At 66.2% G+C, this 25,458-nt stretch carries 18 protein-coding genes; 8 read left to right on the top strand and 10 right to left on the bottom strand.

Going from position 1 to position 25,458, the window contains the following annotated elements:
• Nucleotides 1-61 precede the first annotated feature (61 nt).
• The 6 genes from mreC to KF759_RS08865 all read left to right on the top strand — a co-directional run bounded on the left by mreC (nucleotide 62) and on the right by KF759_RS08865 (nucleotide 8,062).
• Entirely contained in the window at nucleotides 62-1,060 is a 999-nt protein-coding gene (gene mreC, locus KF759_RS08890; protein ID WP_291224651.1) for a rod shape-determining protein MreC, read from the top strand.
• Nucleotides 1,057-1,545 (top strand): rod shape-determining protein MreD, encoded by a 489-nt coding sequence (gene mreD / locus KF759_RS08885; RefSeq protein ID WP_291224649.1) that lies wholly within the window; start codon nucleotides 1,057-1,059, stop codon nucleotides 1,543-1,545. The genes mreC and mreD overlap by 4 nt, the downstream gene beginning before the upstream one ends.
• A 2-nt stretch (nucleotides 1,546-1,547) precedes the next feature.
• Complete coding sequence (gene mrdA / locus KF759_RS08880) at nucleotides 1,548-3,470, top strand: penicillin-binding protein 2 (protein ID WP_291224647.1); 1,923 nt, start codon at nucleotides 1,548-1,550, stop codon at nucleotides 3,468-3,470.
• Nucleotides 3,467-4,588, top strand: a complete 1,122-nt coding sequence (gene rodA / locus KF759_RS08875; protein WP_291224645.1) for a rod shape-determining protein RodA — start codon at nucleotides 3,467-3,469, stop codon at nucleotides 4,586-4,588. The genes mrdA and rodA overlap by 4 nt, the downstream gene beginning before the upstream one ends.
• Nucleotides 4,589-4,921: 333 nt before the next feature.
• A complete protein-coding gene (locus KF759_RS08870) occupies nucleotides 4,922-6,505 on the top strand; it encodes an FAD-dependent oxidoreductase (protein WP_291224644.1) in 1,584 nt (527 codons plus the stop codon).
• 876 nt (nucleotides 6,506-7,381) lie between these two features.
• Entirely contained in the window at nucleotides 7,382-8,062 is a 681-nt protein-coding gene (locus KF759_RS08865) for a hypothetical protein (protein ID WP_291224642.1), read from the top strand.
• 355 nt (nucleotides 8,063-8,417) lie between these two features.
• On the opposite strand, the gene KF759_RS08860 is transcribed toward KF759_RS08865, so the two are convergent.
• A complete protein-coding gene (locus tag KF759_RS08860) occupies nucleotides 8,418-9,206 on the bottom strand; it encodes an AMP nucleosidase (protein ID WP_291224640.1) in 789 nt (262 codons plus the stop codon).
• Nucleotides 9,207-9,357: 151 nt separating this feature from the next.
• On the opposite strand from KF759_RS08860, the gene KF759_RS08855 reads away from it, so the two are divergent.
• Nucleotides 9,358-11,778, top strand: coding sequence for an acyl-CoA dehydrogenase (locus KF759_RS08855; RefSeq protein WP_291224638.1), 2,421 nt, complete (start codon nucleotides 9,358-9,360; stop codon nucleotides 11,776-11,778).
• Between the two features lie 12 nt (nucleotides 11,779-11,790).
• Here KF759_RS08855 and KF759_RS08850 read toward each other — a convergent pair whose 3' ends face one another.
• Nucleotides 11,791-13,485, bottom strand: a complete 1,695-nt coding sequence (locus KF759_RS08850; protein WP_291224636.1) for a diguanylate cyclase — start codon at nucleotides 13,483-13,485, stop codon at nucleotides 11,791-11,793.
• Nucleotides 13,486-13,768: 283 nt separating this feature from the next.
• On the opposite strand from KF759_RS08850, the gene KF759_RS08845 reads away from it, so the two are divergent.
• Complete coding sequence (locus KF759_RS08845; protein ID WP_291224634.1) at nucleotides 13,769-14,206, top strand: hypothetical protein; 438 nt, start codon at nucleotides 13,769-13,771, stop codon at nucleotides 14,204-14,206.
• Between the two features lie 30 nt (nucleotides 14,207-14,236).
• Here the strand turns inward: KF759_RS08845 and KF759_RS08840 are convergent, their stop codons facing one another.
• The 8 genes from KF759_RS08840 to KF759_RS08805 form a co-directional block, all read right to left on the bottom strand.
• Complete coding sequence (locus KF759_RS08840; protein ID WP_291224633.1) at nucleotides 14,237-15,955, bottom strand: hypothetical protein; 1,719 nt, start codon at nucleotides 15,953-15,955, stop codon at nucleotides 14,237-14,239.
• Nucleotides 15,952-18,117 (bottom strand): DUF4175 family protein, encoded by a 2,166-nt coding sequence (locus KF759_RS08835; protein WP_291224631.1) that lies wholly within the window; start codon nucleotides 18,115-18,117, stop codon nucleotides 15,952-15,954. Before KF759_RS08835 ends, KF759_RS08840 begins: the two co-directional genes overlap by 4 nt.
• Nucleotides 18,114-19,292, bottom strand: a complete 1,179-nt coding sequence (locus tag KF759_RS08830; RefSeq protein WP_291224629.1) for a BatA domain-containing protein — start codon at nucleotides 19,290-19,292, stop codon at nucleotides 18,114-18,116. The genes KF759_RS08835 and KF759_RS08830 overlap by 4 nt, the downstream gene beginning before the upstream one ends.
• Complete coding sequence (locus tag KF759_RS08825; RefSeq protein WP_291224627.1) at nucleotides 19,289-20,179, bottom strand: DUF58 domain-containing protein; 891 nt, start codon at nucleotides 20,177-20,179, stop codon at nucleotides 19,289-19,291. Before KF759_RS08825 ends, KF759_RS08830 begins: the two co-directional genes overlap by 4 nt.
• Nucleotides 20,180-20,249: 70 nt before the next feature.
• Nucleotides 20,250-21,248 carry a MoxR family ATPase gene (locus KF759_RS08820; RefSeq protein WP_291224625.1) on the bottom strand — a complete coding sequence of 333 codons (999 nt, stop codon included), beginning with the start codon at nucleotides 21,246-21,248 and terminating at the stop codon, nucleotides 20,250-20,252.
• Between the two features lie 82 nt (nucleotides 21,249-21,330).
• A complete protein-coding gene (locus KF759_RS08815) occupies nucleotides 21,331-21,918 on the bottom strand; it encodes a DUF4159 domain-containing protein (RefSeq protein ID WP_291224742.1) in 588 nt (195 codons plus the stop codon).
• 218 nt (nucleotides 21,919-22,136) lie between these two features.
• A complete protein-coding gene (locus KF759_RS08810; protein WP_291224623.1) occupies nucleotides 22,137-23,471 on the bottom strand; it encodes a TldD/PmbA family protein in 1,335 nt (444 codons plus the stop codon).
• 17 nt (nucleotides 23,472-23,488) lie between these two features.
• Entirely contained in the window at nucleotides 23,489-25,123 is a 1,635-nt protein-coding gene (locus KF759_RS08805) for a TldD/PmbA family protein (protein WP_291224621.1), read from the bottom strand.
• Nucleotides 25,124-25,458: the final 335 nt, after the last annotated feature.

The raw sequence follows: 25,458 nt of genomic DNA, 5'->3' as shown, positions 1-25,458 counted from the left end.
GCGTGTTGGCGCACGCGGCCCTCGATGACCGCGCTGCTTCGCATTCCGACTCCCGGCACCCATGCCCATCGCACGTGACAACACCGCCACCCTGTTCGCCGAGGGCGGCGCCAGCACGCTGCGGCTGATCCTCTACCTCGCGGCCGCGATCACGGTGATGGTGATCGACCATCGCGGCGATTACCTGCAGTCGCTGCGAACCCGCGCCAGCATGCTGGTGGAGCCGATCTACCGCCTTGCCGCGCTGCCCGCGAGCGTCGCCCGCGCGACCCGCGACGCGGTGGTGAGCCAGCAGCAGCTGAGCAACGAGAACCGCGAGTTGCGCCAGCAGTTGCTGCTCGCGCAGACGCGCCTGAATCGACTCGATGCCCTGCTCGCGCAGAACGCACGCCTCAAGGACCTTCTCGATGCGCAGCAGCATCTGGGCCTCTCGGTGCAGTTCGCGCGCCTCATCGATGTCGATCTCGATCCGTTCCGCCATCGCGTCGTGCTCGATGTCGGCACCAACCAGGGTGCCAGGGTCGGCCAGCCGCTGATCGATGCGCACGGCATCATGGGGCAGCTCGTCGAGGTCTTGCCCAATACCTCGGTGGCCATGCTGATCACCGATCCCACGCATGCGATCCCGGTGGTGGTCGAACGCACCGGCCTGCGGGCGATCGCGTACGGCAGTGGTGCGAGTGATCGGCTTGAACTGCGCGACGTGCCGCGCAGCGCCGACTTGCGCAGCGGCGACCGACTGTTGACCTCGGGCCTGGGTGGGCGCTTTCCCGCGGGCTTCCCGGTCGGCGTGATAGGTGAAGTCAGCACAGACAGCAAGGGCCTGTTCATTGCCGCGACCGCGCGTCCGACTGCAGCGCTCGATCGCAGTGGCGAGGTGCTGCTGTTGCAAGAGCAACCGCAACCCTACGGCCCGCCGCGTGAGTCACCGGCTGCCGCGCCTGCGGCGGCTGACCCGACGACTGACGCCGGCGAACCCGTGGCGGACCGAGCGACCGAGCCGACGACACGACCGCCGGCGGCCACCCCCACGGCCGCAGTCGCAGCGGAGCAGCCGTGAACCGCATCCGCCAACAGACATGGTTGTTCAGCGGCAGCCTGCTGCTTGCCTTCGTCTTGCAGTTGATGCCGCTGCCGGGCGCGCTCGAGCCGTTCAAACCCTACTGGCTCGGCCTGATGGTGATCTACTGGTCACTCGATGCGCCCGAGCGCATGGGATTGGGCCTGGCTTTCGTGCTCGGTCTGGGTGGCGACCTGCTCGCCGGCGAGTTGCTGGGCGAGCAGGCAATGCGATTGACCGTGCTGTCCTTCATCGTGCTGCGTTTTCGCTCACGCTTGCGTTTTTTTCCGCTTGGCCAGCAGGCACTGGCCGTGCTCGCCCTGCTCGTCAATGACCGCATCGTCACCTTGATGATCCGCGGTTTTTCGGGCGAGGCGATGCCGCCGGCGAGTTTCTGGATCGCCCCCGCAATCGGCACCTTGGCTTGGCCACTGCTGTCCGTGCTGCTCGACAACCTGCGCCTGCGCCAGCGCGCGCGTGAATGACGATGAACTCGCTGCGCCAGCGCATCAAGCGCGCCGCCCACGGACACAAGCCGATCGGTGATGCTCACCGCGAAGCGGCGTTGTTCACCCGCCGCGCGCTCGCGGGAATGGCGATCATCGTGCTGTGCCTGATCGGTCTGGGCGTGCGCTTCTGGATTCTACAGGTGCGCCAGCATGCCGAACTCAATGCGCGCTCGGACGCCAACCGCATCGTCACCCGCCCGCTGCCACCCGGTCGCGGTCTGATCTACGACCGCAACGGCGTGTTGCTGGCCGAGAACATCGCCGCATTCCGCCTCGAGGTCACTCCCGAGCAGGCCGGCGATGTGCAGGCGACGGTGACGCGACTGGGCGAAGTGCTGCCGATCAGCGATGACGACATCACGCGCTTCAACGCACAGCGCAAACGCAAGCGCTCCTACGAAGGCATACCGCTGCGGCTCAAGTTGTCGGAAGAGGAAATTGCCCGGTTCTCGATCAATCGTTGGGCGTTCCCCGGCGTCGAGGTGGTGCCGTATCTCACGCGCTCCTATCCGCTGGGTGCCGAGTTCGCGCACACCGTCGGCTATGTGGGCCGAATCGACGAGAATGACCTGACTGCGCTGGATGCGGGCGAGTACGCCGGCACCACCCACATCGGCAAGACCGGCATCGAGCGCAGCTATGAAAAGCGCCTGCACGGCCATGTCGGCTACGAAAAGATCGAGGTCAACGCCGACCATCGCCCGCTGCGCGTGTTGCCAGACCGCCTTGCGCCGGTGCCGGGCGACAACCTCTACCTTTCGATCGACGCCCACTTGCAGGAAGTCACCGAGGCGGCATTCGAGGGCCGTGCCGGCGCCGCGGTCGCGATCGATCCGCGCTCGGGCGAGGTGCTGGCAATGGTCAGCGTGCCGAGCTTTGATCCCAATCTGTTCGTCAACGGCATTTCCAGCGTCGACTACCGCGGTCTGCTCGAAGCCGAGCACAAGCCGCTGCTCAATCGCCTGTTGCGCGGCACCTACACGCCCGGCTCGACGATGAAGCCGTTCGTTGGTCTGGCCGGACTCGAACTGGGCCTGCGCAAACCCGAAGACACCGTGCTGTCGACGGGTGAATTCTTCATCCCCGGCCAGTCGCGCGCCTACCGTGACGACGTGCGCGGCGGATTCGGTCGCGTCGATCTCGTCCAGGCGATCGCGCGCTCGGTCAACACCTATTTCTATTCGGTCTCGCTCGACATGGGCATCGACCGCTTCAGCGACTATCTCGGCCGCTTCGGCTTTGGCCAGCCGACCGGGATCGATCTGCTCGGCGAAGGCAGCGGCGTGCTGCCGTCGCGTCAGTGGAAGCGCGCCCGCTTCAACCAGCCCTGGTATCCGGGCGAGACGGTGATCGCCGGCATCGGCCAGGGCTACTGGGTGGTGACGCCGCTGCAACTGGCCAATGCCGTGAGCACGCTCGCCGCACGCGGCGTGCCGCACACGCCGCACCTGCTGCGCGCGGTGCAATCGGCCAGCGACGAAGCGCCGGTGGTTCTGCCGCTCGCGCCCGAGCAGGCCAGCGTGATCGGCAAACCCGAAGATTGGCTCGCGGTCCAGCGGGGCATGATCGAAGTGGTCCGTGCCGGCACCGCGCGCGCGATGGGCATTGGTTTTCCCTACGACATCGCCGGCAAGACCGGCACCGCCGAACGCTATTCGCGCACCGATGAAACCTGGACCAGCATCAGCGCCAGCCCGATCGAGCGCCATCAGGTGCTGTTCGAATGCTTCACGCCGGCCGATGCGCCACGCATCGCCGTGGTGGTCGCTCTCGAAGCCGGTCGCAGCGGCGCCAGCGACGCCGCGCCGATCGCGCGCAAGATGCTCGACGCCTGGCTGCCGGGAGATCAACAGCGGCAGCACATCGGCAGCCTCGCCACAGCCAGCGGCGAGCAGCCATGATCGGAACGCTGCTTGCCCAGATGCGCTACCGGCTGGGAACGATGTGGCGCAAGCCGCGTCTGGACCTCCCCCTGCTCGGCGCCTTGTTGCTGCTCATGGGGATTGGCCTGGGCACCCTCTTCAGCGCCAGCGATCTCGATCCTGATTTCGTGCTCGCCCAAGGCCTGCGCTTCGTGCTCGGACTGGTGCTGATGCTGATGATCTCGCGGATCCCGCCGTCGGTGTTGCGCAACTGGACGCCGTGGCTGTATGCGGCGAGTCTGGTGCTGCTGGTGATCGTGGTCATGCATGGCGAAGGCCGCGGCGCCAACCGCTGGCTCGACTTGCGCTTCGTGCGATTCCAGCCATCGGAACTGCTCAAGCTGACGATGCCGATGATGATTGCCTGGTATCTCAACGGCCGCCCCTTGCCGCCGGGCTGGGTCACGCTCGGCATCGCCGGCGCGCTGATCGTGCTGCCGGCAGCCCTGATCGCCAAGCAACCCGATCTGGGCACGGCGCTGCTGGTTGCCGCCAGCGGCGCCTTCGGCATTTTCCTTTCGGGGCTGGCGTGGTGGCGCATTGGCCTGCTGCTGGGCGCATTCGCCGTGGCGATACCGATTGGCTGGCCGTTTCTGCACGACTACCAGAAGAACCGCGTGCTGACCCTGCTCGATCCTGAAGCCGATCCACTCGGCAACGGTTGGCACATCATCCAGTCGAAGATCGCCGTTGGCTCGGGCGGCGTGTGGGGCAAGGGCTGGCATCACGGCACGCAATCGCGCCTGGAGTTCCTGCCTGAGCACACCACCGATTTCATCTTTTCGGTGTTCGCCGAAGAATGGGGTCTGGTCGGCGTGCTGCTGCTGCTCGCGCTGTACGTTTTCATCATCGCGCGCTGTCTGTGGATCGCCACCAACGCACGCGACACCTATTCGCGCCTGCTCGCCGGTTCGATCAGCATGGCGCTGTTTGTCTACGTGATGGTCAATGGCGGCATGATCACCGGCATCCTGCCGGTGGTCGGGGTACCGCTGCCGCTGGTGAGCTATGGCGGCACCTCGGCGGTGTCGCTGCTCGCGGGCTTCGGCGTCCTGATGTCGATTCACGCGCATCGGCGGACCTTGGCGACGCGCTGACGCGCGCCCCTGCGCACGATTGAGGTCGCCCATTCCCTTGGCGTTTGCCGGCACTTCGCGGACACGATCCCTGAAATCGGCGCCTTTCAGGACAGCGCCGGATTGATGATTTCCTGAAGCCGCTCCGGTCCGGAACAGGCTTGACTGCCTTGCCTGCCCCTTGCGGATCCGGCAGGCAAGGGGGCCCGCTTGCGTGACATGGCGTTCTGGCTTTGACGGTTGGCGCGCAGGTCAGGCCAGTCCCCGACGTCCGCACCAATACGAAAGCGAACGGACGGTCGGACGTCAGGCCCTGATGCATACTGGCGTCACCAAACGACCTGGGGAGGGCATATGGCACGCACGGCACTGGTGGACTTGCTGCGTCGTGGCGCTGCCATTGCGGCGCAGTGCGCGCGCAGTGGCGAGCCATTGGATGAAGCGATTGCGCGCGAGCGCAGCCTGCGCGTGGATGACGCGCGCCGGCGCTTTCTGCGCAATTCGCTCGCGGCCTCGGCAGGACTGGCACTGGCCGCCTGCGCCCCAGCCATGTTGCGGCGTTCAGAGCGCGATGCGGATGTGGTCATCGTCGGCGCCGGCATCGCGGGCCTGACCTGCGCGTGGCGCTTGCGCCAGGCCGGCATCGGGGTTGCGCTGTACGAGGCACAGGATCGCGTTGGCGGACGCATGTTTTCGCTGCGCAAGCATTTTGCGGATGACCAGGTGTGCGAGCTCGGCGGCGAGTTGATCGACTCCGGACACACGCGCATTCGCGCCTTGGCGGGCGAGTTGGGACTGGCGCTCGACGATCTCGCGCAGGATCCGACCACGGCCTACGGCGATATCTGGTTTTGTGCCGGGCGCCGCCATTCCGAGCACGAGATCCTGCGTGAATTCGCGCCGCTGGCGCAGGCGATCGCCCGCGATGCGGCGAGCTTGCCGGATGGGCAGATCACCCATTCGACGCCCGGCGGCGCGCAAGCGCTGGATCGCGAGTCGATGACGCAGTGGCTCGATCGCAACGGCGCATCGGGTTGGTTGCGTGAATTGATCGAGGTCGCCTACACCACCGAAATGGGTCTGGAATGCAGCGAACAGTCGGCGCTGAATTTCTTGACCTTCATCGATCCTGGCACCGACGCCTTCCGCATCTTCGGCGCGAGCGACGAGCGCTTTCATGTGCGCGGCGGCAACGATCGCATCCCGCACGCACTGGCGGACCGGCTGGGGGATGCAATCACCACGGGTACCGTGCTCGAATCGCTGCATCAGGACGCCAGCGGCAACTACGTGTTGTCTTTCCGTCGCGGCGCGGCATCCATCGAGCGCCGCGCGCGCCGCGTCGTGCTCGCTTTGCCGTTCACGCTGTTGCGCGAGGTGCATCTCGATGTGGACCTGCCTGCGGCAAAGCGCCGCGCAATCGCGGAACTGCGCTATGGCACCAACGCGAAACTCATGATCGGCTTCGAAGAACGCGTTTGGCGCACGCGTCACGCGAACGGCGGCAGCAGCTATTCGGATCTACCCTTGCAGACGACTTGGGAAACCAGCCGCATGCAAGCGGGGAACGCGGGCATCCTGACCAATTTCGTCGGCGGCCGCCACGGCATCGAGATCGGCAGCGGCACGCCCAAGGATCAGGCTGATGCGGCGGCTTCACAGCTCGAAGCGATCTGGCCCGGCATCACCGCCGCGCGCGGCCGCGCGCGCGAGGCGCGCATGCACTGGCCTACGCATGCGTGGACGAAAGGCAGCTACGCCTGCCTTGCGCCGGGGCAGTGGACGACGATCCGCGGCGCGATCGGCGAAGCCGTCGGCAATCTGCATTTCGCCGGCGAGCACTGCGCGTTCGACAATCAGGGCTTCATGGAAGGTGGCGTCGAAACCGGGGAATGGGCCGCACAGGCGTTGTTGGGCAAGCGCGTTGCGGCAGCGTAGTTGCAACGCACGCCCGCTCGGCTCGCTCGGCCCGCGTGGGCGGGCGGCTGACTGGGACGTCGTCAAGCCTGCGCTGCAGGGATAACCGAAACTGCAACGTTCGACGCTCGATGGCCACGGCCTGCCGACATGCAGCATTGAAACAGGGGAAGACGGCCGCCGCCAATGACCTTCGTGATGGCGCAACGGATTTGCCTTGGCGCGCTGCACGGCGATCCACTTGAATTCCCCTTCAGCAAGCTCGGAACAGCCTCTTCCCTGAATTCGTTGTTCAGGTTTGTAAAAGCATGGCGGGAATGCGTGCCGTTTTCCGATTGTTCCATTGAATGACGTCCGGGCAAGTCCCGGACCCCCGTAGCAACGCCCAAGCGAGCATCGAGAGGCAGACAAGATGAGCTGGATATCTGGAATTGGCGCGGCCGCTGCAATCGCGGTGGTCGTGGGATGGAGTGCCGCACAAGCCGGGAGCATGCAGGTCACGGCGCAAGCGATTTCTTCCGGAGGTGGCCGCAGTGCATCCGCGGGCGGCTGCCGCCGGCTCGAGGCCACGCTGGGCGAGCCGGTGATCGGACACGCCAGCGGCGGTCCTTACACATTGGTTTCCGGCTTCCAGGCCGGCATAAGCGCGGGTCCGCGCGATTCTGTTTTCAACGATGGATTCGAGGAGTGCAAGTGATGAAGATTTCCAGTATCCGCGCAGGCATGTTGCGCACTGTTCTTGGCGTGTCCTTGCTTGCCTGCAGCGCGATCGCATTCGCAGCCCCGCAGATCCCCGACTTTGTCTACCAGGGCCGACTCGAACAAAGCGGAGCGCCCGCAAACGGAGCCTTTGATCTGTCATTCCGCTTGTTTGACGCAGCAAGCGGCGGCAATCAGGTGGGCGCCACGATCAATGAAGCCGATTACCCGGTCACCGACGGCCTGTTCAGCGTGTCACTCGCCTTTCCCGGTGCGTTCTCGGGTGACCAGCTTTACCTGGAGGTCAGCGTCGAGGGCACGCCGATGCTTCCCCGGCAGGCCGTTGCCACCGCGCCGGTGTCGCAGTTCACGCTCAGCGGCGGCATCAGTGGTCCCGCTGGCGGCGCCCTCGCGGGAAACTACCCGAACCCGTCGCTCGCAACCAGTGCGGTCACCAATTCGAAGATCGCCACAAGCGCGGTGAGCAACTCGAAGATTGCCGATGGCGCAATCACGTCGTCGAAGTTTGCCGCGAACGCAGTGAACGCCGCCGCCATAGCCAACGGCGCCGTCGGCACGTCCGAGATTGCCAGCGACAGCATTACCCGCAGCAAGATCGCAGGCGGCTACAGCAACGGCGCGATATCACTGAACGTTTCGGCGAATTCGTGCATGACCTTCACCACCTCAATCCCGGGGGCGCAAGTCAACGACATGGTGTTCTTCAACCTGCAATCGGGCGCATCGATGCCATCCAACATGATGATCCAGGCACTGCGGGTTACTGCCACGGATGCGGTGGAGATGCGTGCCTGCAATTTTGGCAACACCCTGCAGTCGACCGGAAACATGCCCGTCTACGTGCTGACCTTGCGCTGAAAGCCGGGATGGGAGCGGCCGAATGCAGAGGGCTTTTCGCCTTCTCGAGCCGACCGGCAGGACGGACCCGGCGATCTTCGAGTGCGAACGACCGCAATCGACCGGGTCTGCTCATGCCGCATCGCAGACCAGACCGAAAGGGGGAGCAGCCACTGCAGCGTGACCCCGGATCGGACTTGGGCCCTGGCATTTGGTTTGGGCGTTTGCCTTGGCGCGCAGGCGTGTCACCGGCCCGCAGGGATGCGGAATGAATCCGCATCGACGCAAACGGGAAGGCGTGCAATCGCAAAGGCCGGGACAAGCCGGTGAGTTCGGCGCCCGCCGAAACGCCCACCGCGCGTGAGCGCGCAAACCCTCACCCCTCGGCATCATCCTCGAAGCGCAGATGCTTGACGCTGCGACCGTTGCGGCGCACCAGCTTGAGCGCCTCGATGCCGATCCGGATGTGCGCGTCGACGAAATTCGCGGTGATCTGGCGGTCGCTGGCTTCGGTCTTGACGCCTTCGGGGATCATCGGCTGATCGGACACCAGCAACAAGGCACCGGTCGGAATCGAATTGGCGAAACCGGCGGCGAATACCGTTGCGGTTTCCATGTCGATCGCCATGCAGCGCGTCTTGCGCAGATAGTCCTTGAAGTCGACATCGTGCTCCCACACGCGGCGGTTGGTGGTGAAGACGGTGCCGGTCCAGTAGTCGTGGCCGAGGTCGCGGATCATCGTCGAAACCGCACGCTGCAACTGGAATGCGGGCAATGCCGGCACTTCCGGCAGTAGATAGTCATTGGACGTGCCTTCACCGCGGATCGCCGCAATCGGCAGGATCAGGTCGCCGAGCTGGTTCTTCTTCTTGAGCCCGCCGCATTTGCCGAGAAACAGCGCCGCCTGCGGTTCGATCGCGGTGAGCAGGTCCATCATCGTCGCTGCGTTGGGACTGCCCATGCCGAAGTTGATCATGGTGATGCCATCGGCGGTGGCATTGGGCATCGGCCGGTCACGGCCCTGCACCTCGACCCCGTGCCATTGCGCGAACAGATCGACGTAGTGGCCGAAGTTGGTGAGCAGGATGTGGCGGCCAAAACCCGCCAGCGCCGTGCCGGTGTAGCGCGGCAGCCAGTTCTCGACGATCTCGTTCTTGTTTTTCATTTTCTGATGTTCGCAGCTTCCCGCGCCTGCGCGCAATGCAGCGTGCATCAAGGCATCACGCGGCGCACACGACGAATCGCGAGTGCGCTCGCATTCACCCTCAGGCCGCAATGCTGCAGGCATAATCACCGCATCCATCGGAGGTGGCGACATGATCTGGATCGTCCTGCTCCTTGCCCTCGTCGCGTTTTGCATCCTCGCCTTTCGCGGCCTCGGCTTCCTTGCCTGGGTGTGCGCCATCGGCATCGTGCTGATCGGCTGGCGCCTGGACGGCATCACCCACCCGAGCCTGTATTCCGCCTGCCTGATCGCCGCGATCGTGCTGGCGGCGCTGTTCGGCTTGCCGCCGCTGAGGCGTCACCTGCTGTCGCGCTTCATCATGCCGGTGTTCGGCAAGGTGCTGCCGCGGCTGGGTGCGACCGAGCGCATCGCACTCGAGGCAGGCAGCGTGTGGTGGGATGGCGACTTGTTCAGCGGCATGCCCGACTGGAACAAACTGCTCGCCTTCAAGCCCGCGCCGCTGCGCGAGGACGAGCAGGCGTTCCTCGATGGCCCGACGCAGGAACTGTGTCGGCGCCTGGATGATTGGGAGGTCTACCAGCAACGCGACCTGCCAACGGCGATCTGGCAGTACATCAAGGAACAACGCTTCCTGGGCATGGTGATTCCCAAGGAATACGGCGGCCTGGGTTTTTCCGCGATCGGCCACTCGCGCGTGGTCACCTGCCTGTCGACGCGCTCGATCACCGCGGCCGTCACCGTGATGGTGCCCAATTCGCTCGGCCCGGGTGAACTGCTGGTGCATTACGGCACCGACGAGCAGAAGCAACGCCTGCTGCCGCGGCTTGCGCGTGGCGAAGAAGTCCCTTGCTTCGCGCTGACCGGCCCCGAGGCAGGCTCGGATGCGGCGGCAACGCAGTCGGAAGGCATCGTCGAAAAACGCATGGTCGATGGTGTCGAAGTACTCGGCCTGCGTCTGAACTGGAAGAAGCGCTACATCACGCTGGCTCCGGTGGCGAGCCTGATCGGTCTCGCGTTCCGGCTCAAGGATCCGAACAAGCTGATTGGCGAAGTCGAGGATCGCGGCATTACCTGCGCCTTGATCCCGCGCATGACGCGGGGCGTCGAGATCGGTCTGCGCCACGACCCGATGGGCGTGCCCTTCATGAACGGTCCGATCGTCGGCAAGGACGTGTTCGTGCCGCTCGACGAGGCGGTGATCGGTGGCCGCGCGCAAATCGGCAACGGCTGGCGCATGCTGATGGAATCGCTCGCCGCGGGCCGATCGATCTCGCTGCCGGCGCTGTCGATCGGTGCGGCGCAGATGTGCACTCGCATCTGCGGTGCGTATGCCACGGTGCGCGAACAGTTCGACACGCCGATCGGCCGTTTCGAGGGCATCGAGGAACCGCTCGCGCGGATCGCCGGGCTCACCTATCTGATGACCGCCGCGCGCACGCTCACCTGCGGCGCGCTCGATGCGGGCGAAAAGCCCGCGGTGCTCGGCAACATCTGCAAGGCCTATCTCACCGACTCGATGCGTCAGGTGGTCAGCGACGCGATGGACATCCGCGCCGGTTCGGCGATCCAGCGCGGTCCGCGCAATACGCTCGCGCGTGCCTGGGACGCGGTGCCGATCGGCATCACCGTGGAAGGCGCGAACATCCTCACTCGCAGCATGATGATCTACGGTCAGGGCGCGATCCGCTGCCACCCCTTCGTGCAGAAGGAAATCGATGCGGTCGCGCACAATGACCTCGCCGCCTTCGACCGCGCGATCTTCGGCCACGTCAATCTCTACTGCACGCGCATCGTGCGCGCCAAATTGTTGGCATGGAGTGGTTCACGACTGGCCGGCAAGCCGGATGCCGAGGATACCGGCCGCTACTACCAGCATCTGTCGCGCTTTTGCGCTGCCTTCACGATCCTCTCCGACACCGCGATGGGCACGCTCGGCGGCTCGCTCAAGCGGCGCGAAAAACTCTCGGGCCGCCTCGCCGATGCGCTGGCCTGGCTGTATCTGGCCAGCTGCACTCTCAAGCGCTATCACGATGAGGGCAAGACCCACTCCAATTTCGTGCTGGTGCGCTGGTCGACCGAACTGGCGCTGTACCGTGTGCAGGAAGCCTTGGTGGGCGTGATCGACAACCTGCCGGTGCGCTGGGTTGCGGCCTTGCTCAGGCTGGTGATCTTCCCGCTCGGCGCGCGCTTCCGCCCGCCCTCGGACCGGCTCGGCAGCGCGGTTGCCCGCGACATCCTCGAAGACCGCGAAGCACGCCAGGCGCTCACCGCCGACGTGTTCGTGCCGCCACCCGAGGAACCGGGCCTGGGTGCGCTTGAAGCGGCGCTCGCCAAGGCGGTGCGCGCGCTGCCGATTGAAACCAAACTGCGCGATGCGGTACGCGCCGGCGTGCTTGATCGCGCGCCCGGTTACATGCTCGACGACCTCGGCGTCGAGGCCGGCGTGATCAGCGGCGAGGAATACGATCTGCTGAACGAGGCGCGCGATGCGCGCGACGAGGTGATCGCCGTCGATGCCTTTGATCCGCAGGTCTACAAGAGCCTGCATTGAGGCGGCCCGGTCTCAGGCGGTTTGCGCCGCCTGCAGCGCCGTATCGGCGTGCGCGAGCAGCTCATCAGGCGTGAGCATCTCCTGGGCGAGCGTGGCCACGCCGAACACCGCGGCCAAGCGCTGCTGCATTCCGCCCCAATGCAGGCTGCAGCTGGTCGCACGCGCGGCCACGCGCGCGGCCAGCGCGCGCGCCTGGGCCTCGCTCGCGCCCGGCAGCACCGCGAGCAGGCGTTCGTCGCCGACACGACCAACACTGTCGGCATCGCGCAGTTCCTCGCCCAGGCATCCCATCAGCGAATGCAGGCACATGTCCGTGGCACTGCGCCCCTGCGCCGCCGCGAGCGTCAGCAGGCGGGAATCAGGCTCGACCACGATCACCGACAGCGATCGCTTGGCGTAGCGCGCGCCCACGAAAGCGCCACGCAGGGCGGCCACCGTGGCACTGCGATTGAGGGCCCCGGTGAGCAAATCGCGCTCCCGCATTTCCACCGCGCATTGCGGATCGAAACGGCAGCGCGTCATGCGCGTCGCCAGTACGTACAGCAATCCCAACGACGCAATCGTCAGCACCACCGGCTGGGCCGCGATCAGCTGCGCCGGGCGCGGCGCTTCCAGGATCAGGTGCGCGGCATTGAACAGCATCACCAGGAAGGTCGGCGCCCAGGCGATGATGAAGCCGCCCGCCCCGCGCTGGCCGCGCCAGCCGGCGAACCAGCCACTTCCCCACACCAGCAGGCTGATGACCAGCGCCAGCGCACCGAGACAGCGCAGCAGCAAACCGTCGGGAAAGATCGGCGGCAGCGCGCACAACAAGGCAAAGACCAGCAGCAGGCCGATGGCAACGCTTCCCGCCTGTGCCAGTCGCGGCGCCCGTCGCGGCAGGTCGAGGAAGGTGCGCGCGAACACGATCGCGAACACCATCACGAGTGAAGCCATGAACCCGTTTGCGCGCACGCCCAATGGATCGAGCAGGCTGGTGGGCCAATAGGCGAATCCGATGCCAGCCTGCAGCGCAAGCAGCACGGTCAATCCCAGGGTCTGGCCGAGATAGGGCCACAGAAGTCGATCACCGAGCGGTCGCAGGGTCAGCAGTGCGGCCAGCAGCAGCGTGAACTGGGCGACCGGCCAGATCACGTCGAAGTGCGCCTGATCGAGTTCGAGCTCCTGCGCGTGATGCAGGTCGTTGACGCTGAATGCGTGCACGGCCGACACCGAGGAATCCACTCGCAGATAGACCGGCGTCGTCGCGCGCCAGCCCAGGCCCAGAGGCACCACCAGCGCATGGCGGATGCGTCGCCACGCGCTCTTACTGTCGTGCAGACCGTACTCCGCGCCGATGTAGTCGGGCGGCGAGTAGGCATGCACGGTGATCGCGTTGGCTGCCGAAATCATCAGTGCGGGTTGGCGCGGCGAGACCCAGTCATTGACCAAACGCACGCGGTACCAACTGGTGCCGCGCTGCGAACTCACCATCGCCGCATCGGGCTCGATCTTGAGCGTAGTGTCGAAATCACCGTGCAGCAGACTCGCCAGCTGATCGGGATCGATGTCGGCGGTGTAGCGCTCGACCAGAATGGGTACCGCGGCAGCCCGCACCCAGCTTGTCACCAGCAGGCCCAGCACCAGCAGCAGAGCGACCGCGGCAAGCACGGCCGACCGGATCTTGCGCTGGCCGTTGCTGAACGCGAAATCATGAAGCGTGTACAAGGACTTGATTCCCGACGGATACTTGCGACTGGTTGAGCAAGTCCCATGCCAGCAGGTTCGCAGCATGAAGGCACCAAACCGCACCGCCTTGTTCCTTGCCGTGCTGGTTTTCGCCACCGGCGCGCACGCAGGCGAGGTCTTTCGATGCGAAAGTGCCGCGGGTCTGGCATTTCAGGACAGCCCCTGTCCGCCACGACAACGACAAACCCGTCTGCATCTGCCAACCGAACGTGCATCTGTCCCGAGCGTGGCTGATGCAGCGGCCAAACCTGACATTCCTGTCGTGACCAACACCCAAGCGGGCGTGGCGCAGGCGCCACCACCGCCGCCAGCGCCGACACCAAAATTGACAATTTGCCGCGCTGGCGATGGCAGTCGCTACCTCGGCGCCAATGGGGTCGGCCGCGTCAACTGGGTGCCCTACACGGTCGCCAGTGACTACAACCGCAGCCTCGCCGAGGTCTACGGGGGTCGCGATGGTCTCGCCTCACGCGGCCCGGGCGCAGCCAACATTCCACATCGACCCGCATCCAGCGTCGCCGGTGCGGGCTACTACGTGCAGGTCAGCGATCCGTGTCATCAGGCCACGCCACAAGAGGCCTGCGCGTTCCTGCGCGAGCAACTGGACGGGGTCGATGCGCGTCTGCGCCAGCGCCGCGATGATGCCGACGCCCAGGCCGAACGCACGGGGCTGCGTGATCAAATGCGCGGTTGCGGCTGAGGCAGCACGGATCATCCAGGCAACATCGCCTCAAGCCTCGCGCAGGCGTCGCTCCAACCACCACAGCAGGCTCGCAAGGCCGATGACCAGGAACAGGAAGGGCCAGCGCGGCCAAGGCTGCGCACGTGTTGCCAGCGCGCCCGCATCTGCAGCCACGCCGAGCAAGGCGCGGGTTGCCCGTGTGCGCTGCGCCTGCGCAAGCGCTGGCGCGGCATCGGCGGCCTGCACATGAACAGGCCAACGCCGTGAACCGCGCAGCAAGGCATGCCAACCCGCCTGTGCCGGCCACCATCCGGCACAGCCATCGCTGGTCGAGACATCGAGGGCGATCCGCGCCATGCCTGCAGGTTCCGGTGCGATGACATCGCCCGCCTGTGCGGCGCAGATCACGGCCCGCTCGCCGACGCGAGCCGAGCGCGGCAATTGGGGATCGGCGGCGGCGCGCGCGCGGGCAAGCCGGGCGACGATCCGGCTCCACAGGCTTGCGTGGGCGAGACGATGACCGGCCAGTGCGAGGCGCCAGTCATCGACCACGCGCATCACGCCGACACGACCGCGACCCTCGCCGCGCCACACTGCCAGCACGGTGCCGTCGTCGGCACGCAGCAAGGGCGCGGTGTCTGCGCCGGCGAGTGTCAGCGGCAGCGGCGTGAATTCAAGACGCGAATCGTGCAAGCCCGCAGCCTGATCGAGCGACACCGGGCCAGCCGCGGGCTGCGCCTCCAGGCTGAAGCCAAGCGCGCGCCAATCCCGGGCGACGGCGTCCGGCAGTTCGCCGGTCACACGCAACAGCAGTCCCAGGCCAGCGTCCACTGCACTGCGCAGCGCCTGCTTGTGCGACGCATCGAGCGTCCACCAGGCGCGCTCGTCGATCACCACCAGATCGGTCGCGGCCAGGGTCGCGGCATCGATCTGCGGCGTGCCTTCGCGCATCACCACGCCCGTGCTCAGGCCGATTCGGCTGGCGAGGACCAATCCCGCATCCTGCGCCCATCGACGCAGATACTTGAGCTGCGCATCCGGCGCGCCCGCCAGCAGCAGGATGCGCAGCGCGCTACCGGCTTCGGCCACGATCGGCAGGTCGAGCCGCTCGACCAGCGCGCCCTTTGCATCGAGCGCGCGCAGTTCGTACACCGCCGCGCCGGCATCCTTGGCCGTGGCACCGAGCGTGAAGCGACCCTGCGCATCAGGCTCGACCGCCGCGCTCACCTGTCCCGCCGGATCGCGCAGCTCCACGCGTCCCGCGGCAAGACCCTCGGCACGCCCCTGCAACTGCCACTGCGTGCCGGCGGCAATCCGCGGCGGCACATCGAGTTCGACGATGCCGGGGGGCAAGGGCGCCGCATCGAAAGCGACGAGCCGGCCGCGTGCGGCATCGAGGTCGCGCGCGGGCAGGCCACCACCGATTACGCGCAGGCGCTGCGCATCTGCGTGTTCGCGCAATGCGGCGGCCAGATCCGGGACGCGCTCGATCGCACGGGGCGCCTCCACACCGGGCAAGGCGACGAGCGTGCCACGTGCCGCGGCAATCTGCTGCGCGCTCGCGCCGGGTGCAAGCACCACCAGTTCACCCTGCGTGAACTGCTCGCTGCCGCTCGGCGGCCACAGGCAGAAATAGAGCGCAGCCGCGAGCGCAAGCTGCAAGGCACACAGCCAAGATCGATGCGCCGTGCCTGCGCGCCAGACGCGCAGGCAGCCGAGCACACCGGCGAGCGCAAGCAGGAGGATGCTCAGGCCGTGCGCACTCATCGCCGCTCTCCGCGCGCGGCCTGCACGGCATCGAGATACGCCGCAGCCTCGGCCGCCGGAGCAACACGCGGCAGCACGTGCGCGGCCGGTTGTGGCAGCAGAGCCCACAGCGCTGCACGCAGACGCGTCCTGCAGGGACTGCAGCTCGCATCACGCTCTGCGCGATCGAGCGCGGCCAGCGCATCGAGCTGTCGCGGGCCGGCATCCGTGCGTGCCCGCAAGGCAGTGCGCGCGGCCGCCCAGTCAGGCGCATCGCCGTTGCCGAGCGCGCGCCACAGCGCAGCCAGTGCATCCCCGCCGCCATCGCGGACGGGCTGCACCGCGCTGCGATCGGACAGATCGCCGCGCTCGCCGGAGAGGCGCCGTTTTTCGTCAGGCACGGGCAATTCCAGACCGACGCGCGCGAGATAGATGCGCGTGGCTTGCTGCGCCTGCTTGATGAACTCGAGCGCACGTTCCTCGAACGGCAGTGCCTGCGCCGGCTCGCCTTGGCGCAGATGCAGTTCCGCTTGCCACATCTGGTCGAGCGCAGCCTTGAGCGTGGCACGCGTTTGCGGGTCGAGCAGGGTCGACGCCTCGGCGATGTCGTGAACATGTCCAAACTCGGCTTCGACCGCAGCGGCAGCACCGGCACGCCCGCTGCCCGCCGGCGCGTGTTCTTCGGCGCCATGCAAGCCAGCCAACGCGCCGAGCTGCGAGTCGGGCGCTGCCTGGCCGCCCTCGACGGCAGCTTCGGCGTGACCTTCCGATTCCTCGCCGAGAAACTGGCCATAGCGCAGGCGCAGGATCTTCTGATCGACGCCGATTGCATCCGAACGCTGCAGGAAGGCTTGCGCAGCCAAGTCCGGCTTTTGCGCGATCAACGCCTGCGTGTCGATGATGATCTGGCGCTGGCTGCGGAAATACGCGGGCAAGGTCTGCTGGGCGATGCCCTCGACGCCCGCACCCGCGGTCGCCGCAGGTGCCGGCCAGCGCAGGATCAGGCTCGCGCTGCGTGCAACATTGGGACTCGGCTCGCGGTTGTCGCTGACGACGAGTCGGGCAATGAGTTCGCTGTCGCTGGCAAAACCCAGCGCGGACAAATCCACGAGATGACGGTAGCGCAGGCTTGCGCCGCGCCCCTGCCCGGCGTCGGCAGCCGTCACCGTCGGTCCCGCTTCGGCTTGCAGCACGAGGCTGCTTTCATCGAAGGCGATCGCCTCGCCGCTGCCGCTCGCACGGGTCAGAAACAGCTCGGCCTTGGCGATGCCGAAGTCGTCGTCGACTGCAAATTCCAATGGCCAATCCTTCTGCTGGTCGGCGTGCACCGTCAAGGTATGCCCGGGTGCGATCACGCGGATCGAAGGCGCGCGATCTGCGCGCACGTCGATGCGATGGAGTTCATCGGCGAGCGGCGGCGCACCCTCGACTTCGATCCGGTACAGACTCGATGCGGCGAGTGTGCGCGCGCCCTGCCAGTGATCGGCTTGCCGCCGCAATTGCAGGTGACTGCCATCGTGGAAAGCCAACCGCACCGACCCAGGCACCGGCGTCAGACGCAGGTCCCAAACCAGACGTGAATCCTGCGCCACCTCGAAGTCAAGCGCAGCCTCGCTGCGCGCAGGCAACTTCGTGTAGGCCGGCGGCTCGATCTCCACCCGCGCCGCTTCGATGCGTGTCGATGTCGTGCTGCCCGCGATCACGCCGGCCACACGTGCCTCGCGCTGACCGACTGCTTGCGGCCAAACCGCTGCCAGCGCGAACAGGGCCAGAGACACCGCCGCACTCGCAAGCATGCGCGCGCGCGGCCACGGCGCACGCACTTCGACCGCGAGCCCATCGAGCCGCGCCAGCAGGCGTGCGCGTTGCAGGTCGGCCAGCGTTCCCGGTTCGGTTTGCGCTCGCCACAGCAGCCCGGAGCTGTCCTCCAGTTGCGGCGCCTGTGCATCGAGCCGGCGCGTGATCGCCGTCCGCAGGTCACGGCGAACGGCGCGCCAGAGCAAGCAAACCAGCAGCGCAAATGAAAGCGCGGCTGCGATCACGGCCGCACGCGGGCCGACGATGCGCCAGATCACCACGAGCGCGGCGAGCATGGGTGGCAGGATGACCAGCAAGAGGCTGGCGATCTCGCGTCGGCGCGCCGCCGCAATCCAGAATCCCAACCGATCGGCCGCGGGCTTCATGGGTCCCCCGCACCGCGGCGGCGTGTTGCCAGCCAGCGTTCGGCAAGCAGCAAGGCACTGATCAGCAGCGCCAGCCACGGATCAAGCGCGCGCAACGACTGACCGAAGGCGCGCGCGCCCGTCGGCGCAGGCGTGCTGTCGGCCACGGCTTCGACAGCGGTAGCCGCGGCGTGGGTCGGCGCAGGTTGCGGACCACGCAGGGTCGAATACAGGCGCTCGGGAAAGTCGCCATCGAGCAACAGCGGCAGGTGCGCGGGGTCGAACACCGTGGGCACGAGGATCAGGCGTCCGCTGCCGACACTGCGTTCGCGCGCAAGCGCTGCGCCATCGGCGTCACGCCAAAGCACCTGCGCCGCGACATCGTCCTGCACGCCCTGCGTGACCAGCGCGACACCGCCGCGCTCGACCCAGGCACGAATCGCCGTCGGCAGCTCGGGCGCAAGCCAGATCAGCCAACGGGCATCCGCAGGCAAGGGCTGTGTCAGTGGCTGCACGTCGAGCGTGCAGCATCCGGGTGCGCGCACGTTCCATGCGGCGACCGCCGCGCGCAGATAGTCGACTGCGCCGTCATGCGCTCGATCATGGCGCACCACCAAGTCGTGGCTGACTGGATTGGCGGGTGCCACCGCTGGCGACTGTCCGGGCACCACGATCCAATCAAACGCATGGCGCAGGCGCAGGCGCTCGCCATCGAGTCCGCCGAGCCGTGCCGGCACGACGATGCGCAGGCGTGCCGAAGCCGGCGCGCGCGCATCGAGTTCACGCAGCAGACTCGACGTCGGCGTCACCAACGATGTCGGCGTGTCCGTGAGCGCGGGGAATCCCGGCGCAAGCCAATGCCACTGCGCGCCGTCGCCGACGTGCGCGCGCGCCGCGCCGAGATCGGCGCCGGGCGCCACCACGACCCAATCTGCGCCCGCATCGCCCTGCCGCGACTCGAGCACGGGCTGCGCCAGCAACAAGGCCAGCGCCGCGAACAACAACACGCGCAGCAACAGCAGCCAGGGTCGCTCCAGCCGCAGTCGCCGCTGCGGTTGATGGCGTTCGCTGACCCAGCGCAGCGCGGCGAACGGCGTATCGGTGAGCTGCAGGCGGCGCACCAGATGCAGCAGCAGCGGAATCGCCAGTGCCAGCAGCGCCAACAGCCCGAGCGGCGCGAGCAAGAGCGGCATCATCGCGACGCACCGGCGTCGACGAGCAGGCTGCGCAGGGCGCGCTCGGGCGCTTCATCGAGCACATGCGTGGCGAACACGATGCCGAGCGCCGCGCAGTCGGTTGCAAGTTCGGCGCGGGCGGCCGCGAAACGCGCAAGGTAGTCCTTGCGGACCGCGCCCGCATCGACGCGACGCTGAAGGCCGCCTTCCGGGTCGATGAAGCGATGTCCGCCGCTGAACGGAAAATCACGCTCGTCGGCTGCAAGCAGTTGCAGTGCACGCACTTCGCGGCCGGCGCCAGCCAGGCGCCGCATCAGGTCGAGCGCGGCCGGGTCGAAGAAATCCGAGATCACGATGACCAGTGCGTGTGCGGCGATGCGCGCACCGATCAGGTTTTCGGCAACGGCACCAGGCCAATCACCAGCGGCGGTGCAGCGCGACAGCTCCAGCACAATGCGGTCGCGCTGGCGCGCGCCGCGCCCGGGAGGGAGCAACAGCGGCGATTGCCGGCCCAGCGTGGCGAGCGCAAAACGATCGCCTTGCCGCAAGGCGATTTCAATCAGACACGCGGCGAAGGTGCAGGCGCGATCGAACTTGCGCAGGGCGGGGCGTGCCTGATCGGCTTGCTGCATCGAGGCGGTGGCGTCGAGCAGGAGCCACAGATCGAGCGGGCTGTCACGTTCGGCTTCGCGCACGAAAAAGCGATCCGAGCGCGCATAGAGTTTCCAATCGATGCGGCGCGGTTCGTCACCCGGCTCATAGGCGCGGTACTGGGCAAACTCGAGTCCGGCGCCGCGGCTGCGGCTGCTGTGCTGGCCCAGGCCATCGCCCCCCGCAGCGCGCCGCGGGGCTATGCGCAGATCTCGCAGGCGCGCGCGCAGCTCCGGCTCGATGAAGCCGCCGCTCATGGCGTCCCGGGCGTGCGCTGCACGCAGCGTGCGGATGGCATGGGCATGCGCCTGCGGGCGACGCGGCGGATCACGGCGCAGGCAAGGCCGTGAGCAGGGCCGCGACCACATCGTCGCCGCTCTTTTGCTCGGCTTCGGCGCTGAAACTGAGCAACAGGCGATGTCGCAACACCGGCGCGGCGAGTGCGCAAATATCTTCCCGCGTTGCCGCCAGCCGACCATGCAGCAAGGCGCGCGCCTTGGCGGCGAGAATCAAGGACTGACCCGCACGCGGACCCGCGCCCCAACGCACCCATTCACGCACCGCGGTGATGTTGCTGTCCCGGGGCCGCGTCGCGCGCACCAGCTGCACGATCCAGCCGAGCAAACCCTCGCTCACATGCACCTCGCGTACCAGCGCCTGCAGGGCGAGCAGTTCCTCGCCCGTCATCACCGCCTCGACTTGCGCGGTCGCGGCACCGGTGGTCTGCACGAGGATCGCGCGTTCCTCGTCTTCGGCTGGATAGTCGACCTTGACGTGCAGCAGGAAGCGATCGAGCTGCGCCTCGGGCAGCGGATAGGTGCCGGCCTGCTCCAGCGGATTCTGCGTGGCCAGAACGAAAAACGGCCGCGGCAGCGCATGGGTGGTGCCGGCGTAGCTCACCGTGCGCTCCTGCATGGCCTCGAGCAGGGCCGATTGCGTCTTGGGCGGCGTGCGATTGAGTTCGTCGGCAAGCAGCAGGTGGGTGAACACCGGGCCCTGCTGGAACTTGAAATAGCGCTTGCCGGTGCCGTGATCCTCTTCCAGCAGCTCGGTACCGATGATGTCGCTGGGCATGAGGTCGGGCGTGAACTGGATGCGACGGAAATCGAGCGCCAGCGCCTGACCGAGCGAGCGCACCAGCAAGGTCTTGCCCAGTCCCGGCACACCCTCGATCAGGCAGTGGCCGCCAGCGAGCAGACCGATGAGCAATTGCTCGACAACCTGCTGCTGGCCGACGACCGCGCGTGCGACCGCCTCGCGCAGCGCGCCCAGCCGGGCAAGGCTCTGGCCAAGCTCATGCTCGGAAGTGATCGCGGTCTCATTCATGCGCAAGCTCCGTTCAGGAGCACCGATTGTCGGCCGTGGCCGCCACGCCGGCACGTGCAGGATGTCACGCTGCGCGGCGTACTCAGGCAGTCAGCGCATAGATGACGATGTTGACTGCGAACTTCGTGTTGTCCTGGGCGAGGAAGCGCTTGTTGCGCCAGTCGTAGTCCCACTCGCAACCGTAGTCCTTGTTGCTGTAGAGCACACCCAGACGACCGTCGATGCTGATGCCCTTGAGGTAGTCGTGAACCAGATCGTCGCCCCAGCCATTGAGCTCGAAGCCGGTGGCGGGGGGACCGTCGAATTCAAAGAAGCTCGAGTACAGCGGATGTTTGGCCGGCAACTTCTGCAGCGCTGCGGCACCGAATATCGCCGCCATCTCGCGCTCGAAAGACTTGGCGAACAAGCCGTCAATGTCGTGATTGCAGTCATCGACGAACACGAAACCCCCGCTGCGCACATAGGTTTCGAAGTTGCGTCGTTCGTCGGCATTGAACTCGACCAGCTTGTGGCCGGCGAGGTAACAAAAGGGCGCGCCGAACATGCGCGGATCGGCCAACGGAACCACCCGCTCGACGGGATCGACACGCAAGTTCGTGTACTGGATCAAGGCATCGACGAGATTGGACGGCATGCGCTGGTCGACATCCCAGTCGCCCGACTCGTACATCAGGCGGGTGAACCAGAAATCGAAAGAGTCTGGAGCCGGATGGGACTGCGCAATGGCGGTCGCGGTTTGCGCCCGCGCAGCCGGCGCAAGCAGCGCGCCGGCGGTACCGGCAAGCATCAGCCGAAGGAATTCCGAACGTGTCATGCCAGGTCAGGGGCAGTGATGCAGACGGCAGGATGCGGGAATCGGATTTCCCGATTCCCGCTTGCCGATTCCCGCTAGACAGCGTCGGAGAGCGAGCTGAAGGTGAAGTCGCGGATCTTCATCGGCGGAACCATCATGATGAAGGGTGACTCATCGCCTTGCACGCGCACCGACTTGCCCATCTCCTCGATGTTGTTGAGCATGATCGCGGGTGATTCGTTGAAGCGGAAATTCTTGATCGGATACTTGATCTGGCCATCTTCGATGTAGAAGGTGCCATCGCGGGTCAGGCCGGTGAGCAGCACCGTCTGCGGATCGACCATGCGGATGTACCAAGTGCGGGTGACGAGCACACCCTTCTTGGTGCCCTTGACCAGGTCCATCGTCGATTTGTCACCGCCGAGCATGATCAGGTTGCCGGGCTGGCCAACCGCCTTCTTGCCCTGCTTTTGTGCCCAATAGCGCGAATAGTGCAGGTACTCGACCTTGCCCTTGTCGATGATCGAAGTGCGCGCGCGGGCGAGGCCCTCCTGATCCCACGGCAGCACTGCGGCGTTTGCATCCCACGGATCGGCGTACATCGTCACGCGTTCGTCGAACAGCTTCTCGCCGAGCTTGTTGCCACCCCCCTTCTTCGACAGGAAGCTGCGGCCCTCGTCGGCATGACGCGCGTCGAAGCCGAACATCATGAAACTGATCAGGCCCGCGGTCGCGGCCGGCTCCATGATCACGGTGTACTTGCCGGGCTCGAGCGCCTTGGCATCGACCGAGCCCTTGGCCTTGTCGATCGCGGTCTGGATGTCGCTCTTGGGATCGAATGCCGAAACATCGGAAAGATTGCGTGCGACCCAGCCCGAGCCCTTGCCGTCTTCGGTGCGCACGGTGCAGGTGAAATCCATGTCTGTTGATTTCTGGTAACCGAAGTTGCCCTTGCTGTTGGCTGTGGCGACGAAACTCGCGGTGTCGACGAAATAGCCGGCTGCGACCAGCTTGTCCTTGCGGCATGGCTCGATGCAGGCAGCAGCAACCCGGGCCCGATATTCGGGCGTGACCGCCGCGGTTTTCTCGAAATAGGTGTTGCTGGCCTTGTAGGTCTGCTTGTCGATTTGCGGCATGAACTCGGGATTTTCCGGCGCGAGCCTGGCCAGCTCCTCGGCGCGACGCACCACGGCCTCGATCGAGGCGTCGTCGAAGTGGTTGATCGTGGCCGTGCCGGTACGCTTGCCGAACGACACCTCGACACCGAGGTCGCAGTCGCTCACGGAACCACTGGTGGACACGCCGTTGAGCGCGTACCGGATGTTGCCGGCATTGGAGCCGGACAAGGTTGCCGAGCAGCCATCGGCCTTGGACGCCTTGATGGCCTTGTCGAGAATTGCCTTGGCTTCCTGTTCTGAGTAGATGGTCATGTGAAATCTCCAGATGATCAGCCGAGGCTGCGTGCGGTGTTGATGACGTTGACGCCGTTGAATCGCGCCGTGGCCGAACCATGCGACACTGCCGAAACCTGACTCGGCTGACCCTTGCCGTCGAAGAACGAACCACCGACGCGGTAGTCGCTCTGGTCGCACACGGCAGCGCAGGAGTTCCAGAATTCGGGCGTGCGGATCTGGTAAGCCACGTCCTCGATCGGGCGCGTCACCTTGCCGTCCTTGATCTCGTAGAAGAGCTGGCCGCCGAACTGCGCGTTGTAGCGCTGCTGGTCGATCGAGAACGAACCCGCGCCGACGATGTAGATGCCGTTTTCGACGTTCTTGACCATCTCCGCGGGGCTGAGCTTGTCCTTGCCCGGCTGCAGCGAGATGTTGGCCATGCGCTGGAACTGCACGCTCGACCACGAATCGGCGTAGCAACAGCCCTGCGAAGCCTTGAGGCCGAGGATGTGCGCCTGATCGCGAATCACCTGATAGTTGACCAGCTTGCCATCCTTGATGATGTCCCACTTGCCGGTCTTGACGCCCTCGTCGTCGTAACCCACCGCGCCGAGCGATCCGGGCTGGGTCTTGTCGGCGACGATGGTGACCTTGTCGCTGCCGTACTGGAAATGTTCCTTCCACTTGTCGAGCGTGGCAAAACTGGTGCCGGCATAGTTGGCTTCGTAACCGAGCACGCGGTCGAGCTCGGTCGGGTGGCCGACCGATTCGTGGATGGTGAGCCACATGTTCGACGGATCGAGCACGAGATCGTACTTGCCCGGCTTGACCGACGTCGCGACGAGTTTCTCGCGCGCCTGCCGGGCTGCCTGCTCGGCATCACCGAGCATGTCATAGGACTTGCCGTACACAACGGCACCACACGGCAGGGTGACGCGATCCTCGAGCTTGCCGTCGAGGTACTCATAACCCATGCCGCAAGGCGAGGACAGTCCGTCGCGCGAACGGAACTTGCCGCTCTCCTTGTCGATCGCGGTGACCGACATCGGCGCCCAGATGCGATGCACGTCCTGGTCGATGTAGGAGCCATCGGTCGAGGCGAAGTATTTCTGCTCGTTGACCGCGAACATCATCGAGCTGGCGAAGTTGGCGCCGGCCTTGACCGCGGCGGCATTGGCACCGAGCAGCAGTTCGACCTTGTCCTTGATCGGTACCGCCATCGCGTTCTTGACGATCGGCGTGGCCCAGCTCACCTCACCAACGCCCTTGAGCGGCGCCAGTTCGACCGGCTTGAGTTGCACCTTGGAATTCGCCTTGGCGATCGCCACCGCCTGGCGCGCGGCTTTGGCCACGGCGTCGGCATTGAGTTCACTGGTCGCGGCAAAACCCCAGGTGCCGTTGGAGATGACGCGAATGCCGACACCGGTGGATTCGGTATTGACGACGTTCTGCACCTTGTCTTCGCGCGTGATCACGAACTGGCGCAAGTAGCGGCCAATACGCACATCGCAATACTTGGCGCCCGCCGCCTTGGCCGCCTGCAGGGCGACGTCGGCCAGCTTCTTCTTGGTGGCGACATCCAGCGTGCTGAGCAATTCTTCGGCTGCGATTGCGCGGCCGACGAAGGTCGGCAGCATGAGGCCGCCAAGGCCCGCACCTGTCAATTTGAGGAAATCTCTTCTGTCCATCGGTCTGCTCCGGGTCGGCTGCGAGGGAGGGGTTCAACAGCGGACCATCCTGTGCCAAGTCGCAAAGGCCTGACACGTGTCAAAGGACATGGTCGAGCGCGCCCCTCCGGGCGCGCGAGGGCGAGGCAGGATGCCGAGCGGCTGCGCACCATGGACGGTTGCTCGCGCCAAACCCACGCACGTGAGCCGTGGGTCGGGCTTGAGCCCGACACTCCACTTCCCGCACAAGAGGTGTCGGGATGAATCCCGACCCACGACAGCGAACGCCCAAGGCGTCGGGATGAATCCCGACCCACGACAGCGAACGCCCAAGGCGTCGGGATGAATCCCGACCC

It is taken from the genome of Dokdonella sp. (assembly GCF_019634815.1).
Lineage (GTDB): Bacteria > Pseudomonadota > Gammaproteobacteria > Xanthomonadales > Rhodanobacteraceae > Dokdonella_A.
This window is presented reverse-complemented; position numbering and strand designations above follow the sequence as displayed.